The sequence below is a fragment of the Thiomicrorhabdus sp. zzn3 genome, assembly GCF_029767755.1.
In the GTDB taxonomy this organism is placed as follows: Bacteria; Pseudomonadota; Gammaproteobacteria; order Thiomicrospirales; family Thiomicrospiraceae; genus Thiomicrorhabdus.
In genome coordinates, this window is sequence record NZ_JARUQS010000001.1 from 934,068 (window position 1) to 959,829 (window position 25,762).

At 47.0% G+C, this 25,762-nt stretch carries 30 protein-coding genes; 16 read left to right on the forward strand and 14 right to left on the reverse strand.

Annotation, left to right across the window (positions count from 1 at the left end):
* Positions 1 to 73 precede the first annotated feature (73 nt).
* Positions 74 to 2,080 (forward strand): hypothetical protein, encoded by a 2,007-nt coding sequence (locus QCB44_RS04250; protein WP_279408091.1) that lies wholly within the window; start codon positions 74 to 76, stop codon positions 2,078 to 2,080.
* Between the two features lie 75 nt (positions 2,081 to 2,155).
* Here QCB44_RS04250 and QCB44_RS04255 read toward each other — a convergent pair whose 3' ends face one another.
* The 3 genes from QCB44_RS04255 to QCB44_RS04265 form a co-directional block, all read right to left on the reverse strand.
* Complete coding sequence (locus QCB44_RS04255) at positions 2,156 to 3,313, reverse strand: GNAT family N-acetyltransferase (RefSeq protein WP_279408092.1); 1,158 nt, start codon at positions 3,311 to 3,313, stop codon at positions 2,156 to 2,158.
* Between the two features lie 4 nt (positions 3,314 to 3,317).
* The gene (locus QCB44_RS04260; RefSeq protein WP_279408093.1) at positions 3,318 to 5,165 is read right to left on the reverse strand and encodes a cyclic nucleotide-binding domain-containing protein; all 1,848 of its coding nucleotides are present in this window, start codon (positions 5,163 to 5,165) and stop codon (positions 3,318 to 3,320) included.
* Between the two features lie 172 nt (positions 5,166 to 5,337).
* Positions 5,338 to 5,784, reverse strand: coding sequence for a hypothetical protein (locus QCB44_RS04265; protein WP_279408094.1), 447 nt, complete (start codon positions 5,782 to 5,784; stop codon positions 5,338 to 5,340).
* Positions 5,785 to 5,931: 147 nt separating this feature from the next.
* On the opposite strand from QCB44_RS04265, the gene QCB44_RS04270 reads away from it, so the two are divergent.
* From QCB44_RS04270 to QCB44_RS04285, 4 genes are all read left to right on the forward strand, one after another.
* Positions 5,932 to 7,023, forward strand: a complete 1,092-nt coding sequence (locus tag QCB44_RS04270; RefSeq protein ID WP_279408095.1) for a DNA alkylation repair protein — start codon at positions 5,932 to 5,934, stop codon at positions 7,021 to 7,023.
* A gap of 75 nt (positions 7,024 to 7,098) precedes the next feature.
* Positions 7,099 to 7,773, forward strand: a complete 675-nt coding sequence (locus QCB44_RS04275; RefSeq protein ID WP_279408096.1) for a TIGR01621 family pseudouridine synthase — start codon at positions 7,099 to 7,101, stop codon at positions 7,771 to 7,773.
* A gap of 32 nt (positions 7,774 to 7,805) precedes the next feature.
* A complete protein-coding gene (locus tag QCB44_RS04280) occupies positions 7,806 to 8,249 on the forward strand; it encodes a YcgN family cysteine cluster protein (protein ID WP_279408097.1) in 444 nt (147 codons plus the stop codon).
* Positions 8,250 to 8,406: 157 nt separating this feature from the next.
* A complete protein-coding gene (locus QCB44_RS04285) occupies positions 8,407 to 9,168 on the forward strand; it encodes an elongation factor-1 alpha (RefSeq protein ID WP_279408098.1) in 762 nt (253 codons plus the stop codon).
* Positions 9,169 to 9,301: 133 nt separating this feature from the next.
* On the opposite strand, the gene slyD is transcribed toward QCB44_RS04285, so the two are convergent.
* On the reverse strand, positions 9,302 to 9,781 hold the full coding sequence (gene slyD / locus QCB44_RS04290; protein ID WP_279408099.1) for a peptidylprolyl isomerase: 480 nt from the start codon (positions 9,779 to 9,781) through the stop codon (positions 9,302 to 9,304).
* 101 nt (positions 9,782 to 9,882) lie between these two features.
* Here slyD and QCB44_RS04295 point away from each other — a divergent pair, with 101 nt between their 5' ends.
* Positions 9,883 to 10,314, forward strand: a complete 432-nt coding sequence (locus QCB44_RS04295) for a CopD family protein (protein WP_279408100.1) — start codon at positions 9,883 to 9,885, stop codon at positions 10,312 to 10,314.
* An 11-nt stretch (positions 10,315 to 10,325) separates the two neighbouring features.
* A complete protein-coding gene (locus tag QCB44_RS04300) occupies positions 10,326 to 11,405 on the forward strand; it encodes a sialidase family protein (RefSeq protein ID WP_279408101.1) in 1,080 nt (359 codons plus the stop codon).
* Here the strand turns inward: QCB44_RS04300 and QCB44_RS04305 are convergent.
* Entirely contained in the window at positions 11,394 to 11,909 is a 516-nt protein-coding gene (locus tag QCB44_RS04305) for a hypothetical protein (RefSeq protein ID WP_279408102.1), read from the reverse strand. The two genes, QCB44_RS04300 and QCB44_RS04305, sit on opposite strands and share 12 nt — an antisense overlap.
* Positions 11,910 to 12,186: 277 nt before the next feature.
* On the opposite strand from QCB44_RS04305, the gene QCB44_RS04310 reads away from it, so the two are divergent.
* The 3 genes from QCB44_RS04310 to QCB44_RS04320 are packed head-to-tail and all read left to right on the forward strand — an operon-like array spanning position 12,187 to position 14,590.
* A complete protein-coding gene (locus tag QCB44_RS04310; protein WP_279408103.1) occupies positions 12,187 to 12,618 on the forward strand; it encodes a RimK/LysX family protein in 432 nt (143 codons plus the stop codon).
* Positions 12,615 to 13,526 (forward strand): 30S ribosomal protein S6--L-glutamate ligase, encoded by a 912-nt coding sequence (gene rimK / locus QCB44_RS04315; RefSeq protein WP_279408104.1) that lies wholly within the window; start codon positions 12,615 to 12,617, stop codon positions 13,524 to 13,526. The genes QCB44_RS04310 and rimK overlap by 4 nt, the downstream gene beginning before the upstream one ends.
* Positions 13,526 to 14,590: a succinylglutamate desuccinylase/aspartoacylase family protein gene (locus QCB44_RS04320; protein ID WP_279408105.1), complete on the forward strand. Its 1,065-nt coding sequence runs from the start codon at positions 13,526 to 13,528 to the stop codon at positions 14,588 to 14,590. The genes rimK and QCB44_RS04320 overlap by 1 nt, the downstream gene beginning before the upstream one ends.
* 10 nt (positions 14,591 to 14,600) lie before the next feature.
* On the opposite strand, the gene QCB44_RS04325 is transcribed toward QCB44_RS04320, so the two are convergent.
* The 9 genes from QCB44_RS04325 to QCB44_RS04365 form a co-directional block, all read right to left on the reverse strand.
* A complete protein-coding gene (locus tag QCB44_RS04325; protein ID WP_279408106.1) occupies positions 14,601 to 15,341 on the reverse strand; it encodes a glucosaminidase domain-containing protein in 741 nt (246 codons plus the stop codon).
* Between the two features lie 4 nt (positions 15,342 to 15,345).
* The gene (locus QCB44_RS04330; protein ID WP_279408107.1) at positions 15,346 to 15,495 is read right to left on the reverse strand and encodes a hypothetical protein; all 150 of its coding nucleotides are present in this window, start codon (positions 15,493 to 15,495) and stop codon (positions 15,346 to 15,348) included.
* Positions 15,482 to 16,309, reverse strand: coding sequence for a TonB family protein (locus tag QCB44_RS04335; protein ID WP_279408108.1), 828 nt, complete (start codon positions 16,307 to 16,309; stop codon positions 15,482 to 15,484). Before QCB44_RS04335 ends, QCB44_RS04330 begins: the two co-directional genes overlap by 14 nt.
* Positions 16,310 to 16,312: 3 nt before the next feature.
* Positions 16,313 to 16,702: a biopolymer transporter ExbD gene (locus QCB44_RS04340; RefSeq protein ID WP_279408109.1), complete on the reverse strand. Its 390-nt coding sequence runs from the start codon at positions 16,700 to 16,702 to the stop codon at positions 16,313 to 16,315.
* 14 nt (positions 16,703 to 16,716) lie between these two features.
* Positions 16,717 to 17,142: a TonB-system energizer ExbB gene (gene exbB, locus QCB44_RS04345; protein WP_279408110.1), complete on the reverse strand. Its 426-nt coding sequence runs from the start codon at positions 17,140 to 17,142 to the stop codon at positions 16,717 to 16,719.
* 130 nt (positions 17,143 to 17,272) lie between these two features.
* Positions 17,273 to 17,734, reverse strand: coding sequence for a hypothetical protein (locus tag QCB44_RS04350; RefSeq protein WP_279408111.1), 462 nt, complete (start codon positions 17,732 to 17,734; stop codon positions 17,273 to 17,275).
* An 82-nt stretch (positions 17,735 to 17,816) separates the two neighbouring features.
* Positions 17,817 to 18,605 carry an FAD:protein FMN transferase gene (locus QCB44_RS04355; protein WP_279408112.1) on the reverse strand — a complete coding sequence of 263 codons (789 nt, stop codon included), beginning with the start codon at positions 18,603 to 18,605 and terminating at the stop codon, positions 17,817 to 17,819.
* A 28-nt stretch (positions 18,606 to 18,633) separates the two neighbouring features.
* Positions 18,634 to 19,176: an FMN-binding protein gene (locus tag QCB44_RS04360; RefSeq protein WP_279408113.1), complete on the reverse strand. Its 543-nt coding sequence runs from the start codon at positions 19,174 to 19,176 to the stop codon at positions 18,634 to 18,636.
* 67 nt (positions 19,177 to 19,243) lie between these two features.
* Positions 19,244 to 20,083, reverse strand: coding sequence for a DUF6662 family protein (locus QCB44_RS04365; protein ID WP_279408114.1), 840 nt, complete (start codon positions 20,081 to 20,083; stop codon positions 19,244 to 19,246).
* A gap of 206 nt (positions 20,084 to 20,289) precedes the next feature.
* Between QCB44_RS04365 and QCB44_RS04370 the strand changes: the two genes are divergently transcribed.
* The 6 genes from QCB44_RS04370 (at position 20,290) to yegQ (ending at position 25,746) form a co-directional block, all read left to right on the forward strand.
* The gene (locus tag QCB44_RS04370) at positions 20,290 to 20,544 is read left to right on the forward strand and encodes a hypothetical protein (RefSeq protein ID WP_279408115.1); all 255 of its coding nucleotides are present in this window, start codon (positions 20,290 to 20,292) and stop codon (positions 20,542 to 20,544) included.
* Positions 20,545 to 20,614: 70 nt separating this feature from the next.
* Positions 20,615 to 21,988, forward strand: coding sequence for a 30S ribosomal protein S12 methylthiotransferase RimO (gene rimO / locus QCB44_RS04375; RefSeq protein WP_279408116.1), 1,374 nt, complete (start codon positions 20,615 to 20,617; stop codon positions 21,986 to 21,988).
* Between the two features lie 347 nt (positions 21,989 to 22,335).
* Positions 22,336 to 22,989: a peroxiredoxin gene (locus tag QCB44_RS04380; protein WP_279408117.1), complete on the forward strand. Its 654-nt coding sequence runs from the start codon at positions 22,336 to 22,338 to the stop codon at positions 22,987 to 22,989.
* A 93-nt stretch (positions 22,990 to 23,082) separates the two neighbouring features.
* A complete protein-coding gene (locus tag QCB44_RS04385; RefSeq protein WP_279408118.1) occupies positions 23,083 to 23,541 on the forward strand; it encodes a hypothetical protein in 459 nt (152 codons plus the stop codon).
* Between the two features lie 118 nt (positions 23,542 to 23,659).
* Positions 23,660 to 24,160 carry a DNA-deoxyinosine glycosylase gene (locus tag QCB44_RS04390; RefSeq protein ID WP_279408119.1) on the forward strand — a complete coding sequence of 167 codons (501 nt, stop codon included), beginning with the start codon at positions 23,660 to 23,662 and terminating at the stop codon, positions 24,158 to 24,160.
* Positions 24,161 to 24,231: 71 nt separating this feature from the next.
* Complete coding sequence (gene yegQ / locus QCB44_RS04395) at positions 24,232 to 25,746, forward strand: tRNA 5-hydroxyuridine modification protein YegQ (protein ID WP_279408120.1); 1,515 nt, start codon at positions 24,232 to 24,234, stop codon at positions 25,744 to 25,746.
* The last annotated feature ends 16 nt before the right edge of the window (positions 25,747 to 25,762 follow it).

The window sequence follows — 25,762 nt, forward strand, 5'->3', positions numbered from 1 at the left end:
TAATTAAATTTACTTTTTAAGTTTAATAAAGTTTATTTTTAATCATCAATGTATGAGGGGATGCTTAATGCGTTTGAGCAAGAAAATTCTTTGGACATCTATGTTTTCTGCGTCACTGGGACTGACGGCATGCGGTGGCGGTTCTGGTAGTGGTACTATTGAAAATACAGCTACTCCTAGCACTGTGTCGGGTATTGTTGCTGATGGTTATCTTATTGGTGCGGAAGTTTGCCTAGATCTAAACCTTAACAAAAAGTGTGATACAGACGAACCAAGCGCCACAACCGGAGCAGGTGGTGCCTATTCATTTGAAGCGACTCAAGAGCAATTGGCGAGTGCACCGATTATCGCAAAGGTCATTCCTAATGTGACTGTGGATACTGATATTGGAGGTGTTGTAACCAAAGAGTTTATTTTATCTGCTCCAGCCGGAAAACCGGAATTTGTCAGCCCCTTAACCACAATGGTTCAGTCCAAACTGGAACTTAACCCTTCAATGACGCCTGAACAGGCTGAATCTACAGTAAAAACTGAGCTTGGGCTATCCGCCAATAGTACAGTTGATTTGTATGAAGACTTTATCGAAGCAGGCCAAGGTAATGAAGCCGATGCGGATGAATACAAAGTATTACACCAAACCGCGCAAATCGTAGCGCGCGTTTTAGCCACCTTCACTGAAACCCTAACAACTACCTTGCAAGCCGCGAATGTCACTATTAGCGATGATGATGTTAAAGAGATTCAGTTGATTGTAGCCAATGCACTTACAGCTCAACTTCCAACGATCTATTCCTCAGCCAAAACGCAAATTGAAGAAAATGGTGAAGTGGATACGGACTTTGCTGATGCAGCGTCCGCTTATGCTGATGATTCCGAACTCGAAAATATGACTGCAGATGATTTTGAGGATTCTAAAAAAGAATTCAGTTTGCTAGCCGAGTCGGAAACGATCAGTGCTGTTGATGCTTTAACAAGTGGTGGTGCAGTTTTTATGTCTGTGAATACGGATCACGACTACGATGAAACCCTACAGCAAGAAATTACCAAAGAATTTGTTGAAGTGATGGCAATGTTAGAGAGCGGTTTCTATCAAGCTAAAATCGGCTTGGAAGACGCGTTGTCTCTTGAAAGTGAGAGTTATATTGCTACACGTCTAGAGGCTCAGGATCCAGCGGATGAAATCATGCATTCTGTAGTTACGCAAAACGCTGATGGTTCTTTAAGTTTCACAACACCAGATGGTTACAATTTGCAAGTACACACTGTGGCTAAGATGTCTTTAGCCGGCAAAGAGTTTAAACTCGATGACATCATTGACGACTTTGATGGTGATGAGAATGCAACGGTGACCTTTGCAGAAGGAGACTATGCTTATCAGTTTGCATACAGTGAAACGCCACAACTTCACCTAGGCAATATCGAAAGCTTGAGCGGTTTCTCTGCCTTGTGCCCAACGGTTGAAACCAGTTCTGTCGATTCTGATGGAGAATATGCTTGTGAATTGACGTATCAATATGAGTTTGGCGGTTATGACGATGGCCAAGGTGGTTATATTGCAAATACATTCAGTGATTTTTACCTCGACGCTTCGGTGCGTGCGGATGCGGTCAACCAGATGTATTGGAATGAAGATCAGTTGAATTTCTATATCAAGAATACTGAAACCGAACAGGTTGCCGCTTGTAAATATGAAGCAGACTCTTATGGCGAACCAGTTAGAGATATGAATGGTACGATCCAGTGTCAAGCGAATACCGAAGTGTTGCTAGGGAATATTGTTACTGGAACCTTAGGGGATCAAACGCCTTATGTAGCGGTCCCTTTTGGTTTCTACGATGACGGCAAACTGGATATTGAATATCAGGTGTATACCACTGATGGCAGCAATGCATACCGTTTGGATGAAAGTTTTGAAAAAGACGACTCCATCGAAACTGGTGTTTTTAAGCCATTTAACTTGAGTGCAACCAAACGCATTATCGAAGCGAGGAGTGGAATAACTTCATCCTCAACATCTGTTGATGAAGGAACAACGACAGAAGAACCATATATCAGTGGCGCCAGCGGCGGTGAGATGTAAGTTAATTTGTCCAAAATAAAAAAGGGGCCATTATTGGCCCTTTTTTATTTTATATTGTCATATTTGATGTGCCATTTATTTATAAGGGACATGCTGAGAACATTCTTCACAGTATGCTTGAGTAGCTTCTTTCTCAGCGGTTAAAAAGTTTTGCAACGACTTAGTAAACGGATTCACCGTTAGCCAATGTGCTGAGCGAGTTTTAACCGGAACGAATCCTCGTGCGATTTTATGTTCTCCCCCCGCGCCGGGTTCGAACAGCGCTAATCCATGTTTAATGGCGTATTCGATTCCCTGGTAGTAACAGGCCTCGAAATGTAAGTTTTTAACCTCTTTAAAGCAACCCCAGTGGCGCCCGAATAGAGTGTTATCACTTCGATACATCAAGGCTCCAGCAACGGATTGGCCGCTGGTATCCTCTGCCATAATCAAAACTGTTTGATCGGGCAGGGCTTGAGCCACCTCTTTAAAAAATCCTTCGTTCAGTGTTGGGGTGCTCCATTTATCAGTAAAGGTTTTAACATAGAGTTCGCTGAAGATTGTCCAGTCTTCAGCGGTGGCGGTATGGCCATTAAGTGTGCGAATCTGCATACCCGACTGTTGGATACTGCGCCGTTCCTGAAGAATGTTTTTACGCTTTTTCGCGGTCAGTGTGGCCAGGAAGTCATCAAAGTTTCGGTAGTCCTGATTAAACCAATGAAAATGGCAATCGTGACGAACCAGAATATCTGTCTGTGATTCCAACCAGGCCTGTTGATTTTTTTCTGCAAACAAGCAGTGCCAACCACTCATGCCGTGCTGGCTGGCAAAGACTTCAATCTGCTCCAGCATCTCTGTCAGCAAGGTTACACAATCGTTTTCGGATAGATCGGGATGAGTTAAAAATCGCTGGCCAGTGACTGGGCTGTAGGGCACGGAGGTGACCAATTTAGGGTAATAGGGCAAGCCAACCTGTTGCCAGGCTTGCGCCCACGTATGGTCAAAGACGAACTCCCCATAGGAGTTGTATTTAATATACAGCGGTACTGCACCGATCAGTTTATCGTCTTGATAAACGGCTAGGTGGCTGGGGAGCCAGCCAAAGGTTTCGCCGACACACTCATGCACCTCTAATGCATGTAGGAAATGATGATTAAGAAACGGGTCGTTTTCTTTGACCAACTGATTCCACGCGATTGCATCAATCTCACCGATTCGCTGATGGAATTCAAAATGCCAATGATGGGTCGCCATGTGATTACATCATCCCTGTATCCAAAGTCTTAAACAAAACTGCCGTTAAGAATCCGATCAAGGTGACAAACCCTATAATTGATCCGCCTTTAAGATAGGCTTCAGGCAGCATGGTTTCCGCAATTACCGTCAGCATTGCGCCTGCCGCCATTCCGCTAATGACGGCAAAACTGATAAGATTGGCGCCGTTTAACAGCAAACTGCCTAGTGCCGCACCGATGCCGGTCATCAGCATAAGAAAAAACCATGCGCTGAAGACCTTGTTGAACGAGATGCCTTGCTCCCGCATACTGGCGGAGCTGGAAAGAGCCTCGGGATAGTTGGATAAAAACAGTGCAGCAATCAAACTCATGCTGATCATGTGGCCGTCGGTCATATGGGCGCCAATCATAAAGGATTCGGGGATACCGTCGAGCATAATCCCCAACCAAATGGCCAGATAGGCGGCTTTGTGCTGCCTAAAACTATGTGACAAGGCCTCGAGTGAGGGAAGTTGTCCCGGAAGCAGACGGGTAAGTGAACGTTTTAGCCATTCCTGCGCCTGACTTTCCGGAAGCTTCTGCTCCTGAATCAGGTACTGTTTGATATCAGAGGTTTTAAAATAGTTTTTAAGGTGGGTGTAAAGGGGGTCAAGCTGGCGCAAAAGGTATAAAAAATCGCTTTTGTTCAACACCCAGAATCGAACATCGGCTTTAGCGATGGCGCTGTTACTGTGCTTGCCGCCAACCACGAACGCCTTGGCACCGAAAAAATCGCCGGGCTTTAACATCTCAAAACCAAAACGTTGTAGATTGGGATCAATTAATTCAACCTCTCCCGATTCTAAAAGATAGAGGCGGTCAGCCTTGCTGCGATTGCTGAAAATGGTTTGCCCGGCATAAAGTGTTCTGAGTTCAAGCTTGCCGGCAATCAGCTCTTTTAGAGCTGCATCGCAGTGCTCAAAAAGCTCAAAACGTCGGGCGTGCATTAACCGCTTCCAAGCCAGCTCAATATCCATCGCCTCCAACTCAGGTTCGGGCAGACAACGCCTATGGAGCAGGCTGTCACAGATTGTTTGCAGGTGACTATTGGCTTGAACTTCATTCATACGATGACGGCTCAGCAGATAAGTACGCAGTTCACTATTGTACTGGACATAATTTGCAAGGATCTCAGGAAGCGTGTCCGTTTTTGAGAGAATAGTGTTGAAGGTTTGACGATCCAGCCTCCAGACCATCAGATCCGATGCCGCCTGAGCCAGCGTCGCGTTGCGTAAACTGCTAAAGAACGCCATTCGTCCAAAGGCTTCGCCATGAGACAGTGCCCGAAAGGTTTTCAGTCCGAGATCGGGGTCACGAAGTTTTACAGTGCCATGTTCAATGATATAAAACGCATTTTTGCAGTCGCTATGGTGATACAAGATGTCATTTTCAGCATAGTACTCACTTTGCAGGGCTTCTAAGAAGAGTGCTTGTTCGTGATCGGGCAGCTCCTTAAAAAACGGCAGATTATCCAATGAGTTCTGCAGGCGTTGACGTCTTTTTTTGTGGCGGTTGCGGAAATACTGAATCGTAGTGGCGGTTTTTCTTAAAAAGCCGCCTTGTTCGTTCAGTTGGTGGTTCAGAAACAGGTAGAACAGACTGCCGGTAATGGCGCCGATGGCCGATGCAAAGAAGTAGCCGTTATGAATCGCTGGGGCAAACAGATCAATGGTCACAGCCGAAAGTAGCGCCCCGGCACCAAAGGCCATAAGCCAAGCAATCGCCCGGTCACCCGGTCTCCAGATCAGGGTGGTTAAGGCGCCCAAAGGCAGAGAGGCGGCACTCAGGAGGCCGATGAAAAATGCGATGTAGACGAGTTGTTCAACAGACACGCACAGGCCTTTGTATTAATAAGATCGATTTATTGTATGGGTGAGTCGAGTAATGCGTGCCAACGCAATGAAAAGGGGCATACAGAGTATGGCGAGTTTACTTCCAAAAAACAACCAGGCCTGGTCATTTTTTGGAAGTGATTGAGTAAGGGAAAACGGGGAGGAGAGCCTGTTAGTGAGTGCGTGTATATTCAAACAGACTGGTCTGGCCCATTAATTGATCCATTTCCTGCTGACTAATACTCTTCTTTAAAGAATAAGGCGTATTCGATAGGGCTCTAGGCACCTCAAAATCAATGCGTTTAACCGCATTTTGGTTCAAGTTGTTGACAAAATTCTGCAAGGCCGAGATGACCTGAACATTAATATCACGATCAGACTGATCCAGAATCATCTCATGCAACTGAGTTACCCAGTTCATTTGGGTTTGACGCACTCGTTCCAGGTGTTCCTTTAGCTGACCGTTTTTAAGTGCGACCGGATAGGCACGGGTTAATTCTTTAATGTCTTCAATAATCACTTCCGCAATACGAATCGTCTGTTCGGAATGATTTTCCAGGCGGTCGTCGATAAATTCCAGACAACTCTGAACTTTTTGTTGCGTATTCATCTGTGGCATCATCGCCTCCTTTCAATTAAACTGCAAACTGTCACAATATTGACAGTTTACGCGGTAAAACATGTATTCAGCTTCTCTATATCAAGCGGTGTGCCAAACGGATCCGGATTATTAAAGTATTATTTAACTGATTGAAATTATTGAGATATGGCAGAAGAGTTAAAATTGGTGTTTAACCGGGAAAGTGTTGAAAAACTGGCAAGTTGTTTAGCCCAGGCCTGCCCGGATTTTGCGCCTGAACACTTTGTAAGCGCAGTGTTTGATCGTGAATGGCCACGGCGACCTTTAATGAGGAGGGTTCGGCATATCAGCGAGCAAATGCAGGTTCATCTGTCCATGCCATACCTTGAAGCCTTATCCGTCATAAAATCGGTTTCAGTGCACTTTAGTGGCCTGTTTCATTTAGTGTTTCCGGATTACGTCGCGCGTTTCGGACAGGCCTGCTATAAAGAGTCGATACAAGTGCTGGGTATGTTGACGCGCGGCTATACTTCCGAATACGCCATTCGCGTGTTCTTAAAGCAGTCTCCAAAAGAGACGTTAAAACAGATGCAGGTTTGGGCACACAGTGAAGATTTGCATTTACGGCGTTTGGCCAGCGAGGGAATTCGTCCCCGGCTTCCGTGGGCCGAACAGCTTGATTGGATTGCCGAACACCCACAGCAACTGCTGCCGATTATTGAACCGCTAAAAGCGGATGACAGTCTTTATGTTCGTAAAAGTGTTGCCAACCTGCTCAACGATCTCTCTAAAAGCAACCCACGGTGGGTGGTGGATTTGTGCCGTGGTTGGCAGGGGGAGTCCATTCATCCTCACACACAATGGATTATTAAGCACGCTTTACGGACACTTACCAAGCAGGGCAATATTGACGCTCTGGATTTACTTGGACTTAAACCGCTGGCACCAGAATGCCTGACCGAGTGGCAATGTGACTCTGAAGTCAGGTTGAATGAGACGTTGTGCTTTCGCTTCTGTTTACAAAATCTAACCCCATTGGAAAATATTAGGCTAGAGTATGCGATCTCTTTTGTGACGAAACAGTCACGTTGGTCACGTAAAGTCTATAAAATAGCCGACACTCATTGCGCTACAGACCAGCAAGGGTTTGAATGTCATCACATGTTTAAGCCGCTTAAAACTCGCCGTTATTACCCGGGGGCGCATCAGATTGAGTTGATCGTCAATGGCCGAGTGATGATGCAAAGTGAATTCTTGCTGCTGGCGGATAATCGGTAAATTATTTTTATTTCACTCAGCTTTAAGGGAGACGGATCCAAAAGGCATGACAGTTATCAACCTTGGGGCACTCAGTTGATCCCTGTAATTTACCGATGTGATCATTTTCTGGTGATCGACAAACCACCCGGACTAGGTATGCACTCTGAAATTGAAGCGGGCCTGGTGGTGCAACTTCAAAAGCAGTTGCAAGTGGATCAGCTTTATCCTGTACATCGTCTGGACAAAATGACTTCAGGCTTGCTGGTTTTTGCGCTGAACAAACCTACGGCGCAGGCTTTTCAAGCACTGTTTGCTCAGCATAAGATGCAAAAGTTTTATCTGGCAATTTCGGATCATAAGCCAAAGAAGAAACAGGGCTGGGTGAAAGGGGATATGCAACCGGCCCGTCGCGGCAGTTGGAAATTAAGTAAAACGCTGCAAAATCCAGCAGTTACGCGCTTTATTTCGACACCGCTTAATCCGGGAGAACGCCTGTTTCTGCTGATGCCATTGACCGGAAAAACCCATCAATTACGGGTCGCTTTAAAAAGCCTGGCGGCACCGATTTGTGGAGATGCACGCTACGCTCAAGCGGATGAGGCAAAGCAAGAGGATCGTGGTTATCTCCACGCTTATGCGCTGCAATTTTCTCTGTTTGGACAGGACTATGAATTTGTCTGTCCACCGAGTGTGGGGGAACGCTTTTTAACGGCTGTCTGTCAAACAGCGATAGCAACCTGGTCACAACCCTGGAACCAGTTTCGTTAAAATAGAATGAATAATAAGCTCAAATAATCAATATGAAACAAAGCCAAGCCCCGTTTTGGGAAAGTAAAACTTTGGATGAAATGACCCAACAAGAGTGGGAGTCATTATGTGACGGTTGCGGACTGTGCTGCTTGAACAAACTGCAGGACGAGGACACCGAAGAGATCGTTTATACTCGAGTGATCTGTCCTTATTCTGATGTACAAACCGGGCAGTGCAAGGACTATGCAAACCGTTCGGTCAACGTGCCCAGTTGTGTTCAGTTGACGCGTGAGAGAGTAGCCGAATTTGATTGGCTGCCGGATAGCTGTGCCTACCGCTTGCTTTATCGCGGTCAGCCACTACCGGACTGGCATCCCTTGGTTTCCGGTGATGCCGATTCACTCAAAAAAGCCAAAGTTGGGATTACGGCGATACCAGTGGTGGTGGACACAGGGGATTTGGATTACGAAGAGTACTTGATTGAGAAGCCCTAATCGAGCGTTAAAATCTCCTAACCATTTTGGGTTGATTTACCCGAGTATCTGATTCAAAATCCTATAAAGAGTACGTAGTTTTTTATAGGCCTTTCTAAGGGCACGTACTGCAATCACTGACGATTTTCCTGACAACGCCTACTCTAGGGGAATTCCCATGCAGACTCACTCTCCCTGGCTCAATCTTCCGAGCCTATCTCTATCGGTAAAAGCATTATTTACAGGCTATATTTTGGTAGTTGGCCTTGGCCTGCTCATGGCTGGGGCGCAAATCATGCTCACGCACGGTATGGCAGACGGCAAGTTTGGATTGTCGGTCGATGACATTGTTTACAGTTATTACGGCAACCGTAAGGGCTCCAAACTGGAAAGCAAGCTGTACGGCTCCATGAAAGATAAAGCCACTCCTCAGGAGAATCTCATCTTAATCAAATGGGCGCGGGAAGGAGCGCCGGAGTCCGAGTGGGAACCAACGATTAAACCGATTGTTGATGCCAAGTGCGCAATGTGCCATGCGCATATCCCGTCTTTGCCGAATATTACCCAACTGCCAACCATGAAGCAGGTGGCCGAAGTCGATCAAGGGGCAGAGGTAAGCTCATTGACACGTGTTTCGCATATTCACCTGTTTGGCATTGCCTTTATTTTCTTTTTCATCGGCCTGATCTTTTCGATGGCCGTCGGTTTTCATCCGTGGTTAAAGGCGCTGCTGATCTTTACCCCATTTGCGTTTTTGATCGTGGATATCGCCTCTTGGTGGCTGACCAAGCTTAATCCGAATTTTGCCTATTTAGTCATCGTTGGCGGGGTGGGTTACAGCTTAGCGTCAACGGTCATGTTATTTACTTCGCTGTATCAGATGTGGGTGATGCCGTGGCAAGGCAAAAAATCGAGTGAAAATACGTGGCAGGACGAGTAGAAACTATACTGGTTGGTTAGGAAAGAATGGGGGCTTACCGGAAATGCTTTTCCATGCTTCCGCTAAGACCCTGCAAGGTGATCTAAATGGATGTGTTCAGGCCCCATAAAAAGCGCTAAACCACCCAGTTAGATTAATGCTGATGACCACCTTCGCCGTGCGCATGTCCGTGATCCAACTCTTCTTCAGTTGCATCACGGACACCAACGACTTCCACGTCAAATGTTAACGGCATGCCGGCTAGCGGGTGATTGCCGTCAACCGTAATCTGGTCGCCGTCGATCGCGGTGATTTCTACCGAATGCGTACCTTGTTCTGATTGTGCCTGAAAACGCATACCGACTTCCAACTCTTCCACCCCTTGAAACATATCTTTTGATACGGTTTGGGTCAGTTCCGGATGGCGTTCACCATAAGCGTCTGCTGCAGCAATGGTGGTGGTAAATTTATCACCGACCTTTTTGCCTTCCAACTCTTTTTCCAAACCTGGAATCAGGTTGTGGTGACCGTGAAGGTAGGCTAAGGGATTACCGTTTGATGCATCCAGAGTTTCACCAGCTTCATTCGTCAAGGTGTACTCAATTAAGCCAACCTTATCTTTTGCAATAGTCATGATTTATTCCTAAGTTTTACGTTTTAATTGTTTGCAATTCCCGTATCATACAGATTGAAAATAGAAACTGCGAACGATTGCGTTAAATTGAAGGATTTTTTATGGAATTTTTCCCTTGGCTAAAAACACTGCATATCTTATTTATGATGTCGTGGATGGCAGGTATTTTTTATCTGCCACGCATTTTTGTGCACTTTGTCGAAGGTAAAGAAGCGGGTGAGGACGTTCGCCGCTTGGCGGTTATGGCGAAAAAACTGTATGGCTTTATGACCATTATGATGATGCTGGCCATTGGTACCGGGCTTTGGTTGTGGCTCGCCTATTTCCCATTGGCGCAAGGCATGGGCTGGTTGCATGCCAAAATCGTTTTTGTCATTTTATTGCTGGTCTATCACATGTGGACCAAAGCGCGCATGAAAGAGATGCAAGAGGGCCATTTGGATCACAGCGGTGTCTACTACCGTTGGGCGAATGAGATTCCATTGCTGCTGGCGATCGCAATTTTGATTTTCGTTGTGGTTAAGCCATTTTAAATGCCTTGATTATGATTCGTTACGACGAGATTCCACTCAACTTTCAACTGGCACCGAAGACGGAATCTGCGGTATTTCTGCACCCCAAGGTGACGCCGCTCGAAATTGAACCCTTGGGGCCGTTTGCGCGTAATGCAAGCGGCGAATTGGTCGGAATTCATGATGAACAGGCCTGGATTTCCGCCGATGACGGTAAAACCTGGCAGGCCTACCCCATTTTCCGATCATCCAACTTCTCCTGCAGTAATTCGCGCTCGCTGGTATGTTTGCAATCCGGTGTTTTGCTGCTGTCTTTTGCCAATACCGCCCAGTACCATTTTAACTGGCGACGAAAAGTCAATCGTCCGACTAAAAACGCCTATCTGCATCATTGGGTGGTGCGCAGTTTAGATGGAGGCCGCAGTTGGCAGGAACCGATTCCGGTTTTAAAGGGGTATGCCGCGGCGATGACCACAGCCATACAGCTCAGTAGCGGTGAAGTCGTTTTGACCACTCAGAATATGGATTACGATAACGGCCGACACTATGCCTTGTCGCTGGTGTCTCAGGATGAAGGGCTGACGTGGCAGGCCAGCAACCATTTGGATATTGGCGGGAGAGGGCATCATGGCGGCTGTTATGAGGGTACATTGACCGAATTGAAGGACGGACGCCTCTGGTATTGCATTCGCACCAATCACGGCTGGTTTTGGGATGCTTATTCGAGTGACAAGGGGCTGAGTTGGACAACCGTGCAGCCCGGGCTGCCGGCTTCAAGCTCACCGGGGATGCTGACCCGTCTGCAATCGGGCAGGTTGATGTTGACCTATAATCCGCTGACTCCGCTGCTCAGCGATCGAGCCCTGGATGCGAGACACTTTCGTGACGGGCTTTTCTCCGAAGTCAAGGCCTCCTGGTTCCGTGAAGAACTGGCCGTACGTTTCTCCAATGATGACGGACGAAACTGGTCTGACCCGGTAGTGGTGGCTCAATGTGAAGGGGCTTGGTTATCTTATCCCTATGTGTGTGAAGTCCGTCCCGGCGAGCTCTGGATGACCACCATGCAGAGTGAGCTGAAAATTACGTTTAAAGAAGATCAGTTACTTGGGTAGCTTGACTTCAATTTCAATATGCTGCACTTCGGTTTCGTCGTCGCCTTTTTTAATTTGGGTTTTGATCGTCACATCGTCTTTTTGCACTCCTAGCATCAGCTGGTGCTCTTCTTCAGGTGTTTTGCCTTCATAGCCATACAGTAATTTTTGTGAAGCGTCTTTATCTTTTAGCGAAGTGACTGGGTCATTGGGATTGGGGTCATTATTCTCTGGATTTTGAGGTTTGACAGGGCCAATCTCCTGGGAATAAGATGGTTCCGAGAGCTGCAAATTCTCCAGATTGAGAATAAGCGGTTTCTGAAGCGGGGCGTTTTCCTTTGAAGCTTTATCGGTAAGAGTGGCGGCGGATTTATCTGCTTCAGATTCGATCCCATTTTTTAAATCAATTGTTTCTTGTCCAGTTTTCTCTGACGCAGACTGTTTTGAAACGCTGAACCAAGATAACAGCAAGGCTGCGAATAGCAGGCTTAATAGCAGGCCTGTCCAGATTTGAAACGGTTTCATCTTGTTGGGTTACTCACGGTTGTAATGGGCAGTTTACAGAGTGCGTAAAGTGGTTAAAAATCGATTACGCTTATCAATAAAATACTTTAAACTTGCGCTTTTTAAAATGTCAGAAAATGCGCACCAACGCATCCGTTGAGAGAATGGGATTCGCGCAGCATTCTAAGACAGTGTGTACCGACTGCTAACCATTGTAAAGTCATTGGTAGAGTTTGTATGAATGAATTTGAACAGAAGTCGAGTCTCGAGTAACCTTATTGGAAGGGGCGTCTAATTTATGAGTGAATATGTCGGCTGGCGTGAATGGGTGGCATTGCCGGAATTAGGTATCCGGCGCTTAAAGTGCAAAGTGGATACCGGGGCAAAAAATTCGGCGCTGCATGCCTTTGAGCTGGATGCCTTTGATCGTGATGGTCAAGAGTGGGTGCGATTTTCTATTCATATTGATGAGCATGATCTGTCGAAAATCCAAACCTGTGAAGCGTTGGTTCAGGATCGCCGTAATGTAACCGATTCAGGCGGCAATGTGACCCATCGCTATTTCATCGAGACTCTATTGGAAATCGGAGAACATCATTATCGAATTCCCATTTCACTGACAAGCCGGGATACCATGGCTTTTAAAATGTTATTGGGTCGCACGGCACTGCGTAAAGGCCATTTTATTGTCAATCCGCGCAAATCATTTTTACAAGGAAATTCACTATGAAAATTGCGATTCTATCCAGAGGCCCTAATTTGTATTCTACTCGCCGTTTGGTTGAATCGGCGCAGGCGCGCGGACACGAAGTGCAGATCATTGATGTATTACGTTGCTATATGAACATCAATTCGGTCAACCCTGAAATTCACTACAAGGGCAAAATTCTCGAAGGTTTTGATGCCGTTATCCCGAGAATTGGTGCCTCAGTCACTTTTTACGGTACCGCGGTTTTGCGTCAATTTGAAATGATGGATGTATTTCCGTTAAATGAGTCGGTGGCGATCACGCGCTCGCGCGATAAGTTACGCAGTTTGCAACTGTTGTCACGTAAAGGCGTAGGGTTGCCGGTCACCGGTTTTGCACACTCGCCGGATGATGTTGACGACCTGCTGAAAACCGTGGGGGGTGCACCGGTTGTCATCAAGTTGCTGGAAGGGACTCAAGGCGTGGGGGTGGTTCTGGCCGAGACGCATTCGGCGGCCACCAGCGTTATTCAGGCGTTCAATGGACTGAAAGCCAATATTCTGGTGCAGGAATTTATTAAGGAAGCCGGTGGGGCGGATATCCGTTGTTTTGTTGTCGGTGGCAAAGTGATTGCCGCTATGAAGCGTCAGGGCAAAGAAGGGGAGTTCCGTTCCAATCTGCATCAAGGCGGCAGCGCGAGACTGATTAAAATCAGTGCAGCGGAAAGAGCGACAGCGGTTAACGCCGCAAAAATCATGGGCTTGAATGTGTGCGGGGTGGACTTACTCCGCTCCAATCACGGTCCAGTGGTGATGGAAGTGAACTCTTCTCCCGGTTTGGAGGGAATTGAAGGGGCCACTGGAAAAGACATTGCCGGGATGATCATTGATTTCATCGAAAAGAACGCCCATAAAAAACGCAATCGCACCCGCACCCGAGGAACCGGGTGATGCCAAAGCGTAATCAACCCATTACAATCGGCGGCATTGAAGTGGCTCCTGGTGAGCGCAAAACCATCGATCTGGCTATTGGCAAGCTTTACACCCACAGTGAGTTGATTATGCCGGTTCAGGTGTGGTGTGGGCGCCAAAGTGGCCCGACGTTATTCATTAGCGCTGCGATCCATGGCGATGAACTCAATGGGGTCGAAATCATTCGCAGGTTACTTAAGGTCAAGTCATTACAGCGTCTTAAGGGGACTTTGATTACGGTTCCCATCGTCAATTTGCATGGCTTTATTAACCATAGCCGCTATCTTCCTGATCGGCGGGATCTCAATCGCAGCTTTCCCGGTTCGAGTTCAGGCTCCATCGCCGGGCGACTAGCCAATATTTTTCTTAAGGAGATCGTTAAGAAATCGACGCACGGCATTGATCTTCATACCGGTGCGATTAATCGCAGCAATCTTCCGCAAATTCGGGCGGATCTCGATCATCCTGAAACCCGAAAAATGGCAGAAGCTTTTGGTGCGCCACTCATGCTTAACTCTACTCTGCGAGATGGCTCCTTAAGAGCGGCTGCGGTCAAAAAAGGCATCCCGATTTTGTTGTATGAAGCTGGTGAAGCACTGCGTTTTGACGAAGTAGGGATTCGTGCCGGTGTTCGCGGCATTATTAATGTCATGCGAGAGTTGGGTATGTTATCCAAATCGCGTAGAAAACAGGAACGTAAAATTCAACCGGTGCTGGCACGTTCCAGTTTCTGGGTCAGAGCGCCACACAGCGGTATTTTCCGTTCATTGGTGAATGATGGGTCGCGGGTTCATGCCAATAAAACGCTGATTGGCGTCATATCGGATCCGTTTGGTGAGAGTGAAGTGGAAATATACTCTCCTAACAGCGGCATTGTGATCGGTCAGATGAAAATGCCCTTAGTCAATGAAGGGGAAGCGCTCTATCATATTGCGCGTTTTGCGCGCAGTGATATTGCCGAGGGCAAAGTAGAAGAATTTCATGAGGAAATTCTCGATGAATCGATGCTTCCTTATCCGACTGAAGACATCCCTGCACTTTAAAGATCGGCCTTTAGCTGTCTAACAGTACCAGTTGATTGGTACGGATCATGGAAGCAATAGCATTGACGTAATCGTGCTTCATCGCTGAATAGGGCAGCAACCCATGCACCAGCATGAGTCCGTTAGGCAAACGCTGTTCTCTGCGTGCACTTAAACGCGCGTCGCGCAGCGGCTTAAAGGCCGGATGACTGTTTAGCATCAGCATATAGCTTTTGATCGATTCCAGTGCCGATTTAAACTTCTTTACTTCGTGGTTATCTCCCGGTTTTCGGCGTAAAGGTACCAGGCCACAACCTTTGGTAAAACACCACTGACCAAAATAATTGTTGGCCTGACGGGCAAAGCGCGAAGTGCCCCACGATGACTCGTTCGCTGCTTGAGCCAATGCTAGAGAGGGCGGAATAATGTCTACTTTTTTCAGCAATGTTTTCTGCGTTTGCGGGGTGATTTCCGTGTATTTCAGACGGTATTTCTTCACCAGTTGAGCCACATTGAGACGTTGGCGAGCATTAAGGTGTTTAAAGTCTAAACTTTGAATATAGCGGCGCTCTTCCAGAATCGCCTGGTTGGCTTGTTCGACAAACGGCGATAAATACTCGAAAAAAGCCTGTTTTTTCTGTTTAACATCCTTCATGCTGGCAAAGTCAGGAGTGGATTTAGGGTGTGAAGACTCAGCCCACGCATAGGTGATGGCCGCAAGTCCAAACAGTATAGAACCGATTAAACCGAGTTTTTTCCCGATTATTTTCATTTCCTTACATCCCTAAACTAAAGTCGAGCATTATAACTGTTTTAGGCAGGAAATAACGATAAGAGTCGAGTTCTAATGCACGTGTCGTGTTTGAAACCTGGCAGGCCTGTTGATTATTGGTGTGTGAGAAAGGCGATCCGTTATCTAAGTTCATAACGGATGGGCACCTGGATTGGCCAATGACTGCGTGTGACTTCTTTAGGAAACGGTTTAAAACGCGCGTGCATTTTATCGACAATGATTTCTAAAGCGGCTTCGTCAAGAATGACTCTGCCAGATGATTCCAAAACCGCAGCATCACTGATCCGCCCATTGGGAAACAGCGTGAACGAGAGGGTGACAGTGCCTTCCCAGCGGCGACGTTTGGCGCGTTTAGGGTAGGAGTCTTGAGCAAGCTTCGCCAATTGGGTTGCCAGCGCACTCAAATAAGCTTGTTCAGCGGCTTCGATTTGCTGATCCGAATAAGTGGGGTTTGCAGGCTTAACCGGTTCGCTCACCGCTGGTTTTGGTGGCGCCGCTACCGTTTTTGTTTCTGCCTGTTTGACAGGCTCAAGAACAGGCTCTTTTTTAACCTTTTTAGGCTCTACTTTGGGTTCAGTCTTAGGGGTAACTTTTGGCTCGACTTTTTTAGGCTCTTTTTTCGGTACCGGTTTAACTTCTTTTTTTGGCAAAGGCTTCGGCTTCGGTTTTGGTTCGGGAATCGGTTTAGGTTCGACGATCTCTTGCGGAATAGGTCCTTCTATCGGTTGCTTGATTTCGACCGGTGGTTGAGGAGCCGCTTGAACTTCCGGTTGCGGCTTCGGCACTTCAAACATAGATAGGGTAACCGGAACACTTTTGACAGGCGCAACGGTCTTGTCCGGAGTGGAATTCATCAAGAGGAAAATCCCCAATCCCAAGCCGGCATAGATCAAAATGGTTATGAAAAAACTGGTTGCATAGCGCATCATGTCAGAAATGGAGCTCAAGAGTTATTCAGCCTTGGTCAGAATGCTGAGATTATTCAGTTCATGGGCTTTGAGTGCGTCGATCAATTTTACAAAATATTCAAATTGCGCTTTTTTATCGACTTGAATCACAATCGGCTGGTCTTTGTCTAAGGGACTTAATTTCTGAGAAAGGGCGGCATATTCAAAAGGGGTTTCGTCCAAGAAAAGCTGGTTTTGGCCATCAATGTTAAATGTCATTGGCGGCTTGTCTTTTGGCGGCACATAGGTTTGCGTGTTTTGCGTTTCCGGCAGATCAATCTGTAAGTTGTCCTTAACGATGAAACTCGCAGTGGTGAGGACAATCGCCAATAAAACCAGCATGACGTCAATCAGGGGAATGACATTGATGGTGTCAAAACGCTTCATTTGCATGGGTTGGGCTGCCTTTATTGATCCTGCTGTGCTCGGTATTGGGCACTGATAACATCGACTTTACGCATCAATCCGTTATACGCCATAATGCTTGGAATCGCTAAAGCAATCCCGGCCGCCGTGGCTTTCAGCGCCAAGGCTAAACCAGTCATAATCGCACCGGTGTCAATGGTTTCCAACTGGCCTAGCTCGTAAAAAGTGATCAAAATCCCGAGCACCGTTCCCAACAGGCCTATATAAGGCGCATTAGAACCAATGATGGAGATCGGGGTCAGGTTTTTGGTCAAATCCACCTGAAGCAGTTCAAGATGCGCATAGTGTTCAATTTGGACTTTACGATAGAAAAGGATGCGTTCAAGGGTAAACCACAGTGCAATAAAGGCCATCAGCCCCAGCAAACTGAAAACGGTCAGATCTAAATAGGTTTTCAAAAGCTCCACAATCGTAAATCCTGTATAAAAAAACTGGCCACTATTTTAAAGGGTTTGCAGATAGTTTTGCAGGCAAACCCTGACTAAAGCCTTAAGACGATTAAACTGTAAGCTGGGGACAACTGAACTAATGTAAAGTTCAAGATTTAGCCAAGGCATGCTGCCCGCCCAACCGGTGCAGCCAAACGCCAAACGGAAGCATCAAGCCAAGACCGGTGTGAACCATGCCGCTGTAAAACGACCAATCCGGGTCACCAAAATAATAGATCCCTAAGCTGCTGACGATCAGCATAAACCAAAACAGAGTGAAGATCGCCCCATTCATTCGATTTTCATTTCTGCGCCAGTGTGTACGCATATGAATGGTCCAGAGTGTGCCGATGAACCAAACCGTTATCCAACCTGCGATCGCGTGAGTCACGGTTACAGCATGGCGCAAGCCGCCTTGTGCAAGTTGGGATAAAGGACCATCAAACAGCCAGTTGTATTCCATTTCAAGACGGAAAAGCAGTACGGATGGCGTTAATAATATGCCGCTGGCAAACAGTAAAAACGCCAAAAAAATGAGGAGATAAATGAAATGTTTTGGATAGCCGGCCATAGTGTTTCGTGAGTAGTATCTTCTAAATTTGATAAAAAACTGGGACTGGGTTTCTTAATGGTTTTGTTAACTGGGTGTTATTTCACACCTTAAGATAATTCGCGCCAAACTTTTTCGCAATCGCCTCTCTGTCGTTTTCCGGTGTGAGTGCCAGAACCTTAGTTAAAGCGTCGGCGATCCAAGCGCTCGGAGCGGTAACACTGATCGTTCCCGCCTCAGGCGTTTGGCCTTTATGATTGACAATCACTCCTGGAAAACTCGGGTCAGCATAACGGTTTGCCCGTGACGTCGCAAGGGCTTGATCTTTCAGCTTGGTTAAACTTTGATAGCCGTGTTCGTTGCGTTGATGAATAGGCATTTCAAGATTGCCAAAGACTCTCAGGTCGCCGCCCGCATTGACCCAGCCGGATTCAACCTTTTCTTCGATCAAATAATTAATGGCTTGGTCAACGGCGAATCCTTTCGCAATACCGTCCAGAGTAATTAATATCGGTCTGTTTATGCGCGCAGAAAGGCCATTCACTTCAAAATCATCACCGCTGCCGATGGGCTTGTAATCATGACTGAAATGAGTGGGGAGAATGTTTTGATCCACCAAGTGGCCTCCAACCGTGCAATTGAAGAGGCCATTACTTTCAAAATAAAGGGATTGTGCTAAATGAAGCAGATGAATAGTTTCACTGGGCAGATCCACCCATTCACCGGGCGTTTTATTGAGCCTTGAAAGATCGCTGTTCGGGTTGTGAAAACTCATTTGAGATTGAATGTTTTCAATCTCGGAAAAGGCTTGTTCGATTCGCCGCTGATCCATTTCTGAATCGCCAGAAGCGTTAAAGCCGATTTCTACAAAAGTGCCCAAAAGGGGACGCATGCGCTTGATCATAGTGTTATTAAAACGGTTAATTGTCTGCTTGTAGCACAGTATTATGCAAAGCCAGTAGGCGTTTAACGCCATTGGTGACATTGCGGCATGAAAGGGTGGCACCACTGATGTTTTGAATGTCTTGGTTAAGTTTGAGTGGACTCTTCAAATCGACGCCTACAAATTGTTTGCGCCAGTTTTCCTGGCCAACTTCACCGCCATAGGTTTCCCGATAATCCATGATTTCAATGCCGATGACATCGCCATTCATATCGATCGCGGCGGCATAAGTGATAAATTCATGCTTGCCGATCACCTTGTCGACAATAAACCAGCCAACCTGTTGATCAGCCTGCATCGCTTTCCAAACTTTTTGTTTTTTCCAGCGTTGACGAACATCGCTTAATGCTTCGATCTGATCGCGTTGATCATCATTCAATTGCACGAAATTTTCTGCAAATGCGCTGGCTTGTGGAAATAAGGCCTGCTGTGCCTGTTCCACTGTCATATATTGAATCCCATAGGCCGGTGACGTAATGGCGGCTACGGGAATGGCAAATAAAGGAAGATAGGATTTCATAGTCTCTCCAAGTTGGAATGACAGGCCTGATAAACAAACCTGCCACTTGAAAATTCAAGAATGAGTTTTAAAAGTTGTAGCCTACTTTTAAGCGAGCTTCATATTTTTCATGGTCAGCCAAGTGTAGACCGTTTGTGTTGTCATCGCTCTCATCCGTACCGGAAATCTGTTGTGCATAGGTAAGGGTCCACCACCAGTGTTTTGAACCGTAGTGTACGCTTGGTCCAGCAAATACATCCCAATGGTCAAACTCCCAAGAACCGTCAGCAGGATCTAACATTTCCTGATCTACCCAGCCTTCAGCACCGATAGACCAGTTTGGTGCTACGCGATAAGAAACCCCAGTTCTTAATCGTGGAGCAATAGCGTATTCTGTTCCTGATTCACCGTCGGCTTTCCAGCTTTCAGCTTCAAGTTCCAAGTTGGTCATCCATTGCAGTTGGCCGTCCATATAAGGTTTTTGCAAGATGACCTTACCTTCGATAGCCCAGCCGGTTCCATTTTCGCCTGTGATACTGTCAACAGTGTCGTAAGTCACTTCCCCGTATACGGCTACACCAATATCTGCACTGTAAGGGGAGGCGATCATGTGCAGAGCTTCTAGAGAAACCCCGCTGAATTGAATATCAGATTTTTTTCCCGAAATTTCTTCATCCCCGACCGGTCCGGCGCAACCAGCACCACAGTCATAATCATGGCGGTAGCCATTAAGATAGGCAGCAACGGTAGTACGGTCGGTCAACCCATACTCAAATTCCGCACGAATTTGTTGAGCTTGGTAGTCTCCACGACGTTTATCACCTTTATGCGTAATCCAGAGATAAGCTTCTTTAGCGCCTTTTGGTAAAGATTCCGCTCCAAGGGTGTAGCCTAACAAGCTTTCACCAGCCGCGGCATTGGTAGTCATTGATAGCGCGGCTACGCCTAAGATCGCAGAGGTTAGCAGGGCATTGTTTTTATTCATTTCGTGCAGTCCTTTTAAATTTAAAATCAAAACGTATCTCTAAATACAAATAGAAATAATTAACATTTGCGGTATAATACCTTCTTAAAGGATATTGTCAATGCAAATGGTAATAAATATTATTTAGAATAATGTATGAGGTGGCGGTTATGACAATGAAAGTAGAAATGGATGCACGCGTACTCGAAGTCTTGTTTAAATCTGGTTTGGTTCATCCGAGCGATGTGCGCTGTCTAGATCATGAAACTAAAGATGCCGTAAAGCAGATGTGTCTTGAGTTGTGCCAGCCCAGCCGTTGTCATCAATGTGACCGCAGAATGCAGTGCGCTCACGTTGTATTTGATGGAGTGCAACCGCAGCGAGGCCTATCTTCAAACCAGGTTGAGTATTCAGCTTTGAAATAATCCTTTGAGCCCTTTGGTGCGGTTTGATAATCAGTTAAAATAGTGTGATTTTAATTCTGAGAGTCAAATCATGTCTAAAGAGCAGCCAACGGTCGGTGTTGTCAGTTTAGGGTGTCCTAAAGCAACGGTTGATAGCGAACGCATTCTTACGCAACTGAGAACGGAAGGGTATCACCTGACCAATTCCTACGAAGACGCGGATGCGGTGATCGTTAATACTTGCGGCTTTATCGACAGTGCGGTACAGGAATCGCTGGATACCATTGGCGAAGCACTGGAAGAGAATGGCCGTGTGATCGTCACCGGCTGCTTGGGGGCAAAAGAAGATCAGATTCTTGAAGTTCACCCTAAGGTGATGGCGGTCTCCGGACCGGCTGCTTACGAAGAAGTGGTTAAGGCCGTGCATCAGGCCGTGGCACCGCCACGCCATAATCCTTATGTGGATTTGGTACCGCCCCAAGGCATTAAACTCACCCCGAAACACTACGCTTATCTAAAAATCTCCGAAGGCTGTAACCACCGCTGTACCTTCTGTATTATTCCATCCATGCGCGGCGATCTGGTCAGCCGCCCGGTGTCCGACGTTTTGGCCGAAGCTAAGCGCCTTAAGGACGCCGGTGTTAAGGAATTGCTGGTGGTTTCTCAAGATACGGCCGCTTATGGTGTGGACGTTAAATACAAAATGGAATTTGCCGACGGCCGCCCAACCAAAACCTCTATGATCGGACTTTGCGAAGCCCTGGGAGAGTTAGGTGGCGTGGATGAATTCTGGGTGCGCCTGCATTATGTCTATCCGTATCCGAATGTCGAAGAAGTGATTCCATTAATGGCACAAGGCAAAATTCTGCCGTATCTGGATATGCCACTACAGCATGCCAATCCACGTATCCTCAAGGCAATGAAACGTCCTGGCAACATTGAAAAGACCTTAGAGCGCATTAAGAAGTGGCGCGAGCAGGTGCCGAACCTGACGATCCGCTCGACTTTTATTGTCGGCTTTCCGGGAGAAACCGAAGAGGAGTTCCAGGATTTGTTGGACTTCCTTGAAGAAGCGCAGCTGGATCGTGTCGGCTGCTTCCAGTACTCGCCGGTGGAAGGTGCGGTCGCCAATGAATTGGCGCCGCCGGTTCCCGACGAAATCAAGCAGGATCGCTGGGAACGCTTTATGGAAACCCAACAACGCATCAGTCGCGACAAGATGCAGGCCAAGGTTGGACAGGTCATGCAGGTGTTGGTAGACGAGATTGACGAGCAGGGTGCGGTGGCACGTTCCATGGCCGATGCCCCCGAGATTGACGGTTTGGTGTTCATTGAAGACGGGCATCATCTGGAAGCCGGTCAATTCGTCAAAGTCGAAATTGTGGCCGCAGATGAATACGACCTGTGGGCTCGTCCGGTTGAAGAGTTTGTGGAGCAGGAAACCGCTTATATTGAACTGGGGTGATTGATCCTTAACACAATCATTTTCCAAAGGCCGCAATGCGGCCTTTTGCTTTTTATTAACGCGCCACCCGTTTAGATTTTTTAACCCACATCAACTTTTCCACCTTTAATTTACTTTGTCATCGATTTGTCATTGATACCGATAACGACAAGAGTAAGATCAAATACTTAGTTTAATCGTCAGGTTTAAACGCCAACCGCAGCATTGAATAATAGAAAAAAACTATTGGTTAGTTGAAAATAATCAATTGGATTAAAGAGTCCGTGATCGATATAGTTACACCCAAGCATTAAATATGCTTGTGTATGAACAAATAATATTTATTAATACTCATTAGGAGAATTAAGATGGAAAACCAAGAAGCACAAGTCATCTCTTTACCACGTTTGAATGAACCAGCACCTGCGTTCGATGCCGTGACTACTCACGGTCGTAAGACGCTTGAAGACTACAAAGGTAAGTGGTTGATCCTTTTCTCTCACCCTGCGGACTTTACTCCGGTTTGTACTACTGAGTTTATGGCGTTCCAGGCGCGTAAGCCTCAGTTTGACGAGTTGAACTGTGAGCTTTTGGGGCTTTCTATCGACTCTCACCACTCACACAACGCTTGGGTATTGAACATTAAAGAAAAGTTCGGCGTAGACATCGAATTCCCGATCATCGCTGACCTGGATATGAAAGTGGCGACCACTTACGGTATGGTTCACCCGGGTGCGGCCGATACGTCTGCCGTACGTGCAACGTTCATCATTGATGACAAAGGTGTTCTTCGTGCGATGATGTACTACCCAATGAGCAACGGTCGTTCCATGGATGAGTTCGTCCGTTTGGTGAAAGCGATGCAAACTTCTGACGCACACGCATGTGCCACTCCAGAAGCCTGGCAGCCAGGTGACAAGGTCATCGTTCCACCGCCAGCAGACATCGAAGAAGCCAAACGTCGCATGACTTCTGGTGAATATGAGTGTGTTGATTTCTACTTCTGTAAAAAATCAATCTAATACTCAGCTAAGTTAATGCAAAAAAGCCATTTGAAAAAATGGCTTTTTTTATGCATGCAATTTATTAAATCCCTTAATAGGAGGTGATTAATCATGTTAAAAAAATGGCTGTTATCTGCGTTACTGATGAGCTTCAGTCTGCTGGCTCATGCGCAAACCCTGCAAGCACACACGTTTGAAGACCAATGGAAAAAACCGCAAGTGCTCAATGCACAAACCCAGTGGGTCATTTTTTCCAGCCACAAAGCCGGCGGAGAGTGGGTTAAAAACGCTTTAAGCACTTTGGAAACTACCGATCTCGCACAGAAAAACTGGTTGTATGTGGCGGATATTTCCGCCATGCCAAGCCTGATCAGTAAATTTGTGGCGATTCCAAAGATGCAAGATTACAAATTTGCCATTGCGCTTGAAAAAGAAGGCGAGGCCACGAAAGACTGGCCCAAACAGGATGATAAGGTCAGTGTCTATAAACTGAATGCTTTAGAGGTAGTGGATACCACTTTTCTGGATTCCGAAGAAGCGGTAATCGATTTCTTAAAATCGATTCAATAATCCGCTTCACGTCCTTTCCTACCAGGCCTGTTCATTTTCAACAGGCCTGCTTACTTTAAAAGCAATTCCCTCCAGCTCTGTTAAAATAACGCCATATTTTTCTCTGCCGTGATTATTTATGTCTGTCTGTAGCGGTTTTGCACCGATCGAACCCGAATCTGCGCACCTTTTAATTCTGGGCACCATGCCGAGCGTGGAATCCTTGAACCAAGCGTTTTATTACGCCCATCCGCGCAATGCCTTCTGGCCGATTATGGCAGAGTTGCTGAATCGTCCGCTGCAAACTGTTGAACAGAAAACCCAAGCGCTGCAACAAGCGGGGATTCTGTTGTGGGACGTGCTCGCTGCCTGCCAGCGCGAAGGCAGTCTGGACAGTGCCATTCAATCGCCACAAGCCAATGACTTTACTTGGATTTTTAAAAAACATCCCCATTTAAAAACCGTCGTATTCAATGGCAAATCGGCGGAAGCCTTGTTTAAACGTCATGTGCTCAAACAGCAAGATCTGCCAAAGGATCTCACTTTTTTGAGTCTGCCATCCACCAGTCCGGCCAACGCCCGTTTAAGTCTGCAAGATAAATGCTTGTTATGGCAAGAAAAACTGGCTGATCTGGTGTAAAATAAGCGATTAACTTTTTTTCATCAAACTTATCGAGTCCTTTGCGGACTCTACACTTTAGGAGATTTGCCTTGGAAGCAGATAAGCTAAAGACACCTGTTGTCTCGGAACTTTTGTCCCCGGCGGGGACGCTTAAAAACATGGAATACGCCTTTGCGTACGGTGCCGATGCGGTTTACGCCGGCCAACCTCGTTATAGTCTGCGTGTGCGCAATAATGAGTTTGATGAAGAAAATCTGGCGAAAGGGATTGCCCGCGCCCACGAACTGGGCAAGAAATTCTACGTGGTGTCCAATATTGCCGCGCACAACGCCAAGGTCAACACCTACATGAAGGACATTGCGCCGATCATCGCCATGAAGCCGGACGCCTTGATCATGTCCGATCCCGGCCTGATTGCCATGGTGCATGAGCAATATCCGGAGCAGGAGATTCACCTTTCCGTTCAGTCCAATGCGGTCAACTGGGCCACGGTCAAATTCTGGTACCAGAACGGCGTGCGCCGAGTGGTGTTGTCGCGTGAGCTGTCTATTGCCGAAATCCGTGAAATCCGTGAAAAAGTCCCGGAAATGGAACTGGAAGTCTTTGTTCACGGCGCACTGTGTATCGCCTATTCGGGCCGTTGCCTGTTGTCCGGTTACATCAACAAGCGTGACGCCAACCAGGGTACCTGCACCAACGCCTGCCGCTGGAACTACAACACCTACGCCGCCAAAGAGGACGAATCCGGTGACGTAGTCGGCATTCAGGCGGAAAACATTACCGACCTGACCGGCACCACAAACCGCGCAGCACCGGAGAAGAATATTTATAACCCAACACTGGGCGAAGGCGAAACCACCGATCAGATGATGCTGCTGGAGGAAGAAGGGCGTCCGGGTGAACTGATGCCGGCGTTTGAAGACGAGCACGGCACCTATATTATGAACTCTAAAGACCTGCGTGCGGTTGAGCTGATTCCGGAACTGGTCGATATGGGCGTGCACTCGTTGAAGATCGAAGGGCGCACCAAATCGCACTACTATGTAGCGCGTACCGCTCAGGTTTACCGCAAGGCAATCGACGATGCTTTGGCCGGCAAGCCGTTTGACCGTTCGTTACTGGATGATTTGGAAAGCTTGGCCAGCCGCGGTTATACCGAAGGGTTCCTGCGTCGTCACGTGCATTCCGAATACCAGAACTACGAATACGGCGTGTCCAAATCCGAACGTCAGCGTTTCGTCGGTGAAGTGGTGGATATTGTCGAACGTGACGGCCGTTCCATGCTGGAAATCGACGTTAAAAACAAATTCTGTGTCGGTGATTCCATCGAGATTATGACTCCTGCGGGTAATGTCTCCATGGTGTTGGATCACATGCAAACCCATCACGACGAAGTGGTCGATTGCGCCAAAGGTTCCGGTTGGTTGGTTCGTATTCCGAATCCGTTCAAAGACATTGACGAGTCGGTATTGCAATACGGTTTGATCATGCGTAACGAATCCTGGGGTGGTGACGTCAAACGCGATGCCGCAGCGCGTAAGGTCAAAGAACAGCAAAACGAAATCGATGCGGCTAATCGCGCCAAAGCGAAAGCCACGGCGTAAGCGGGTAAGGAACGCT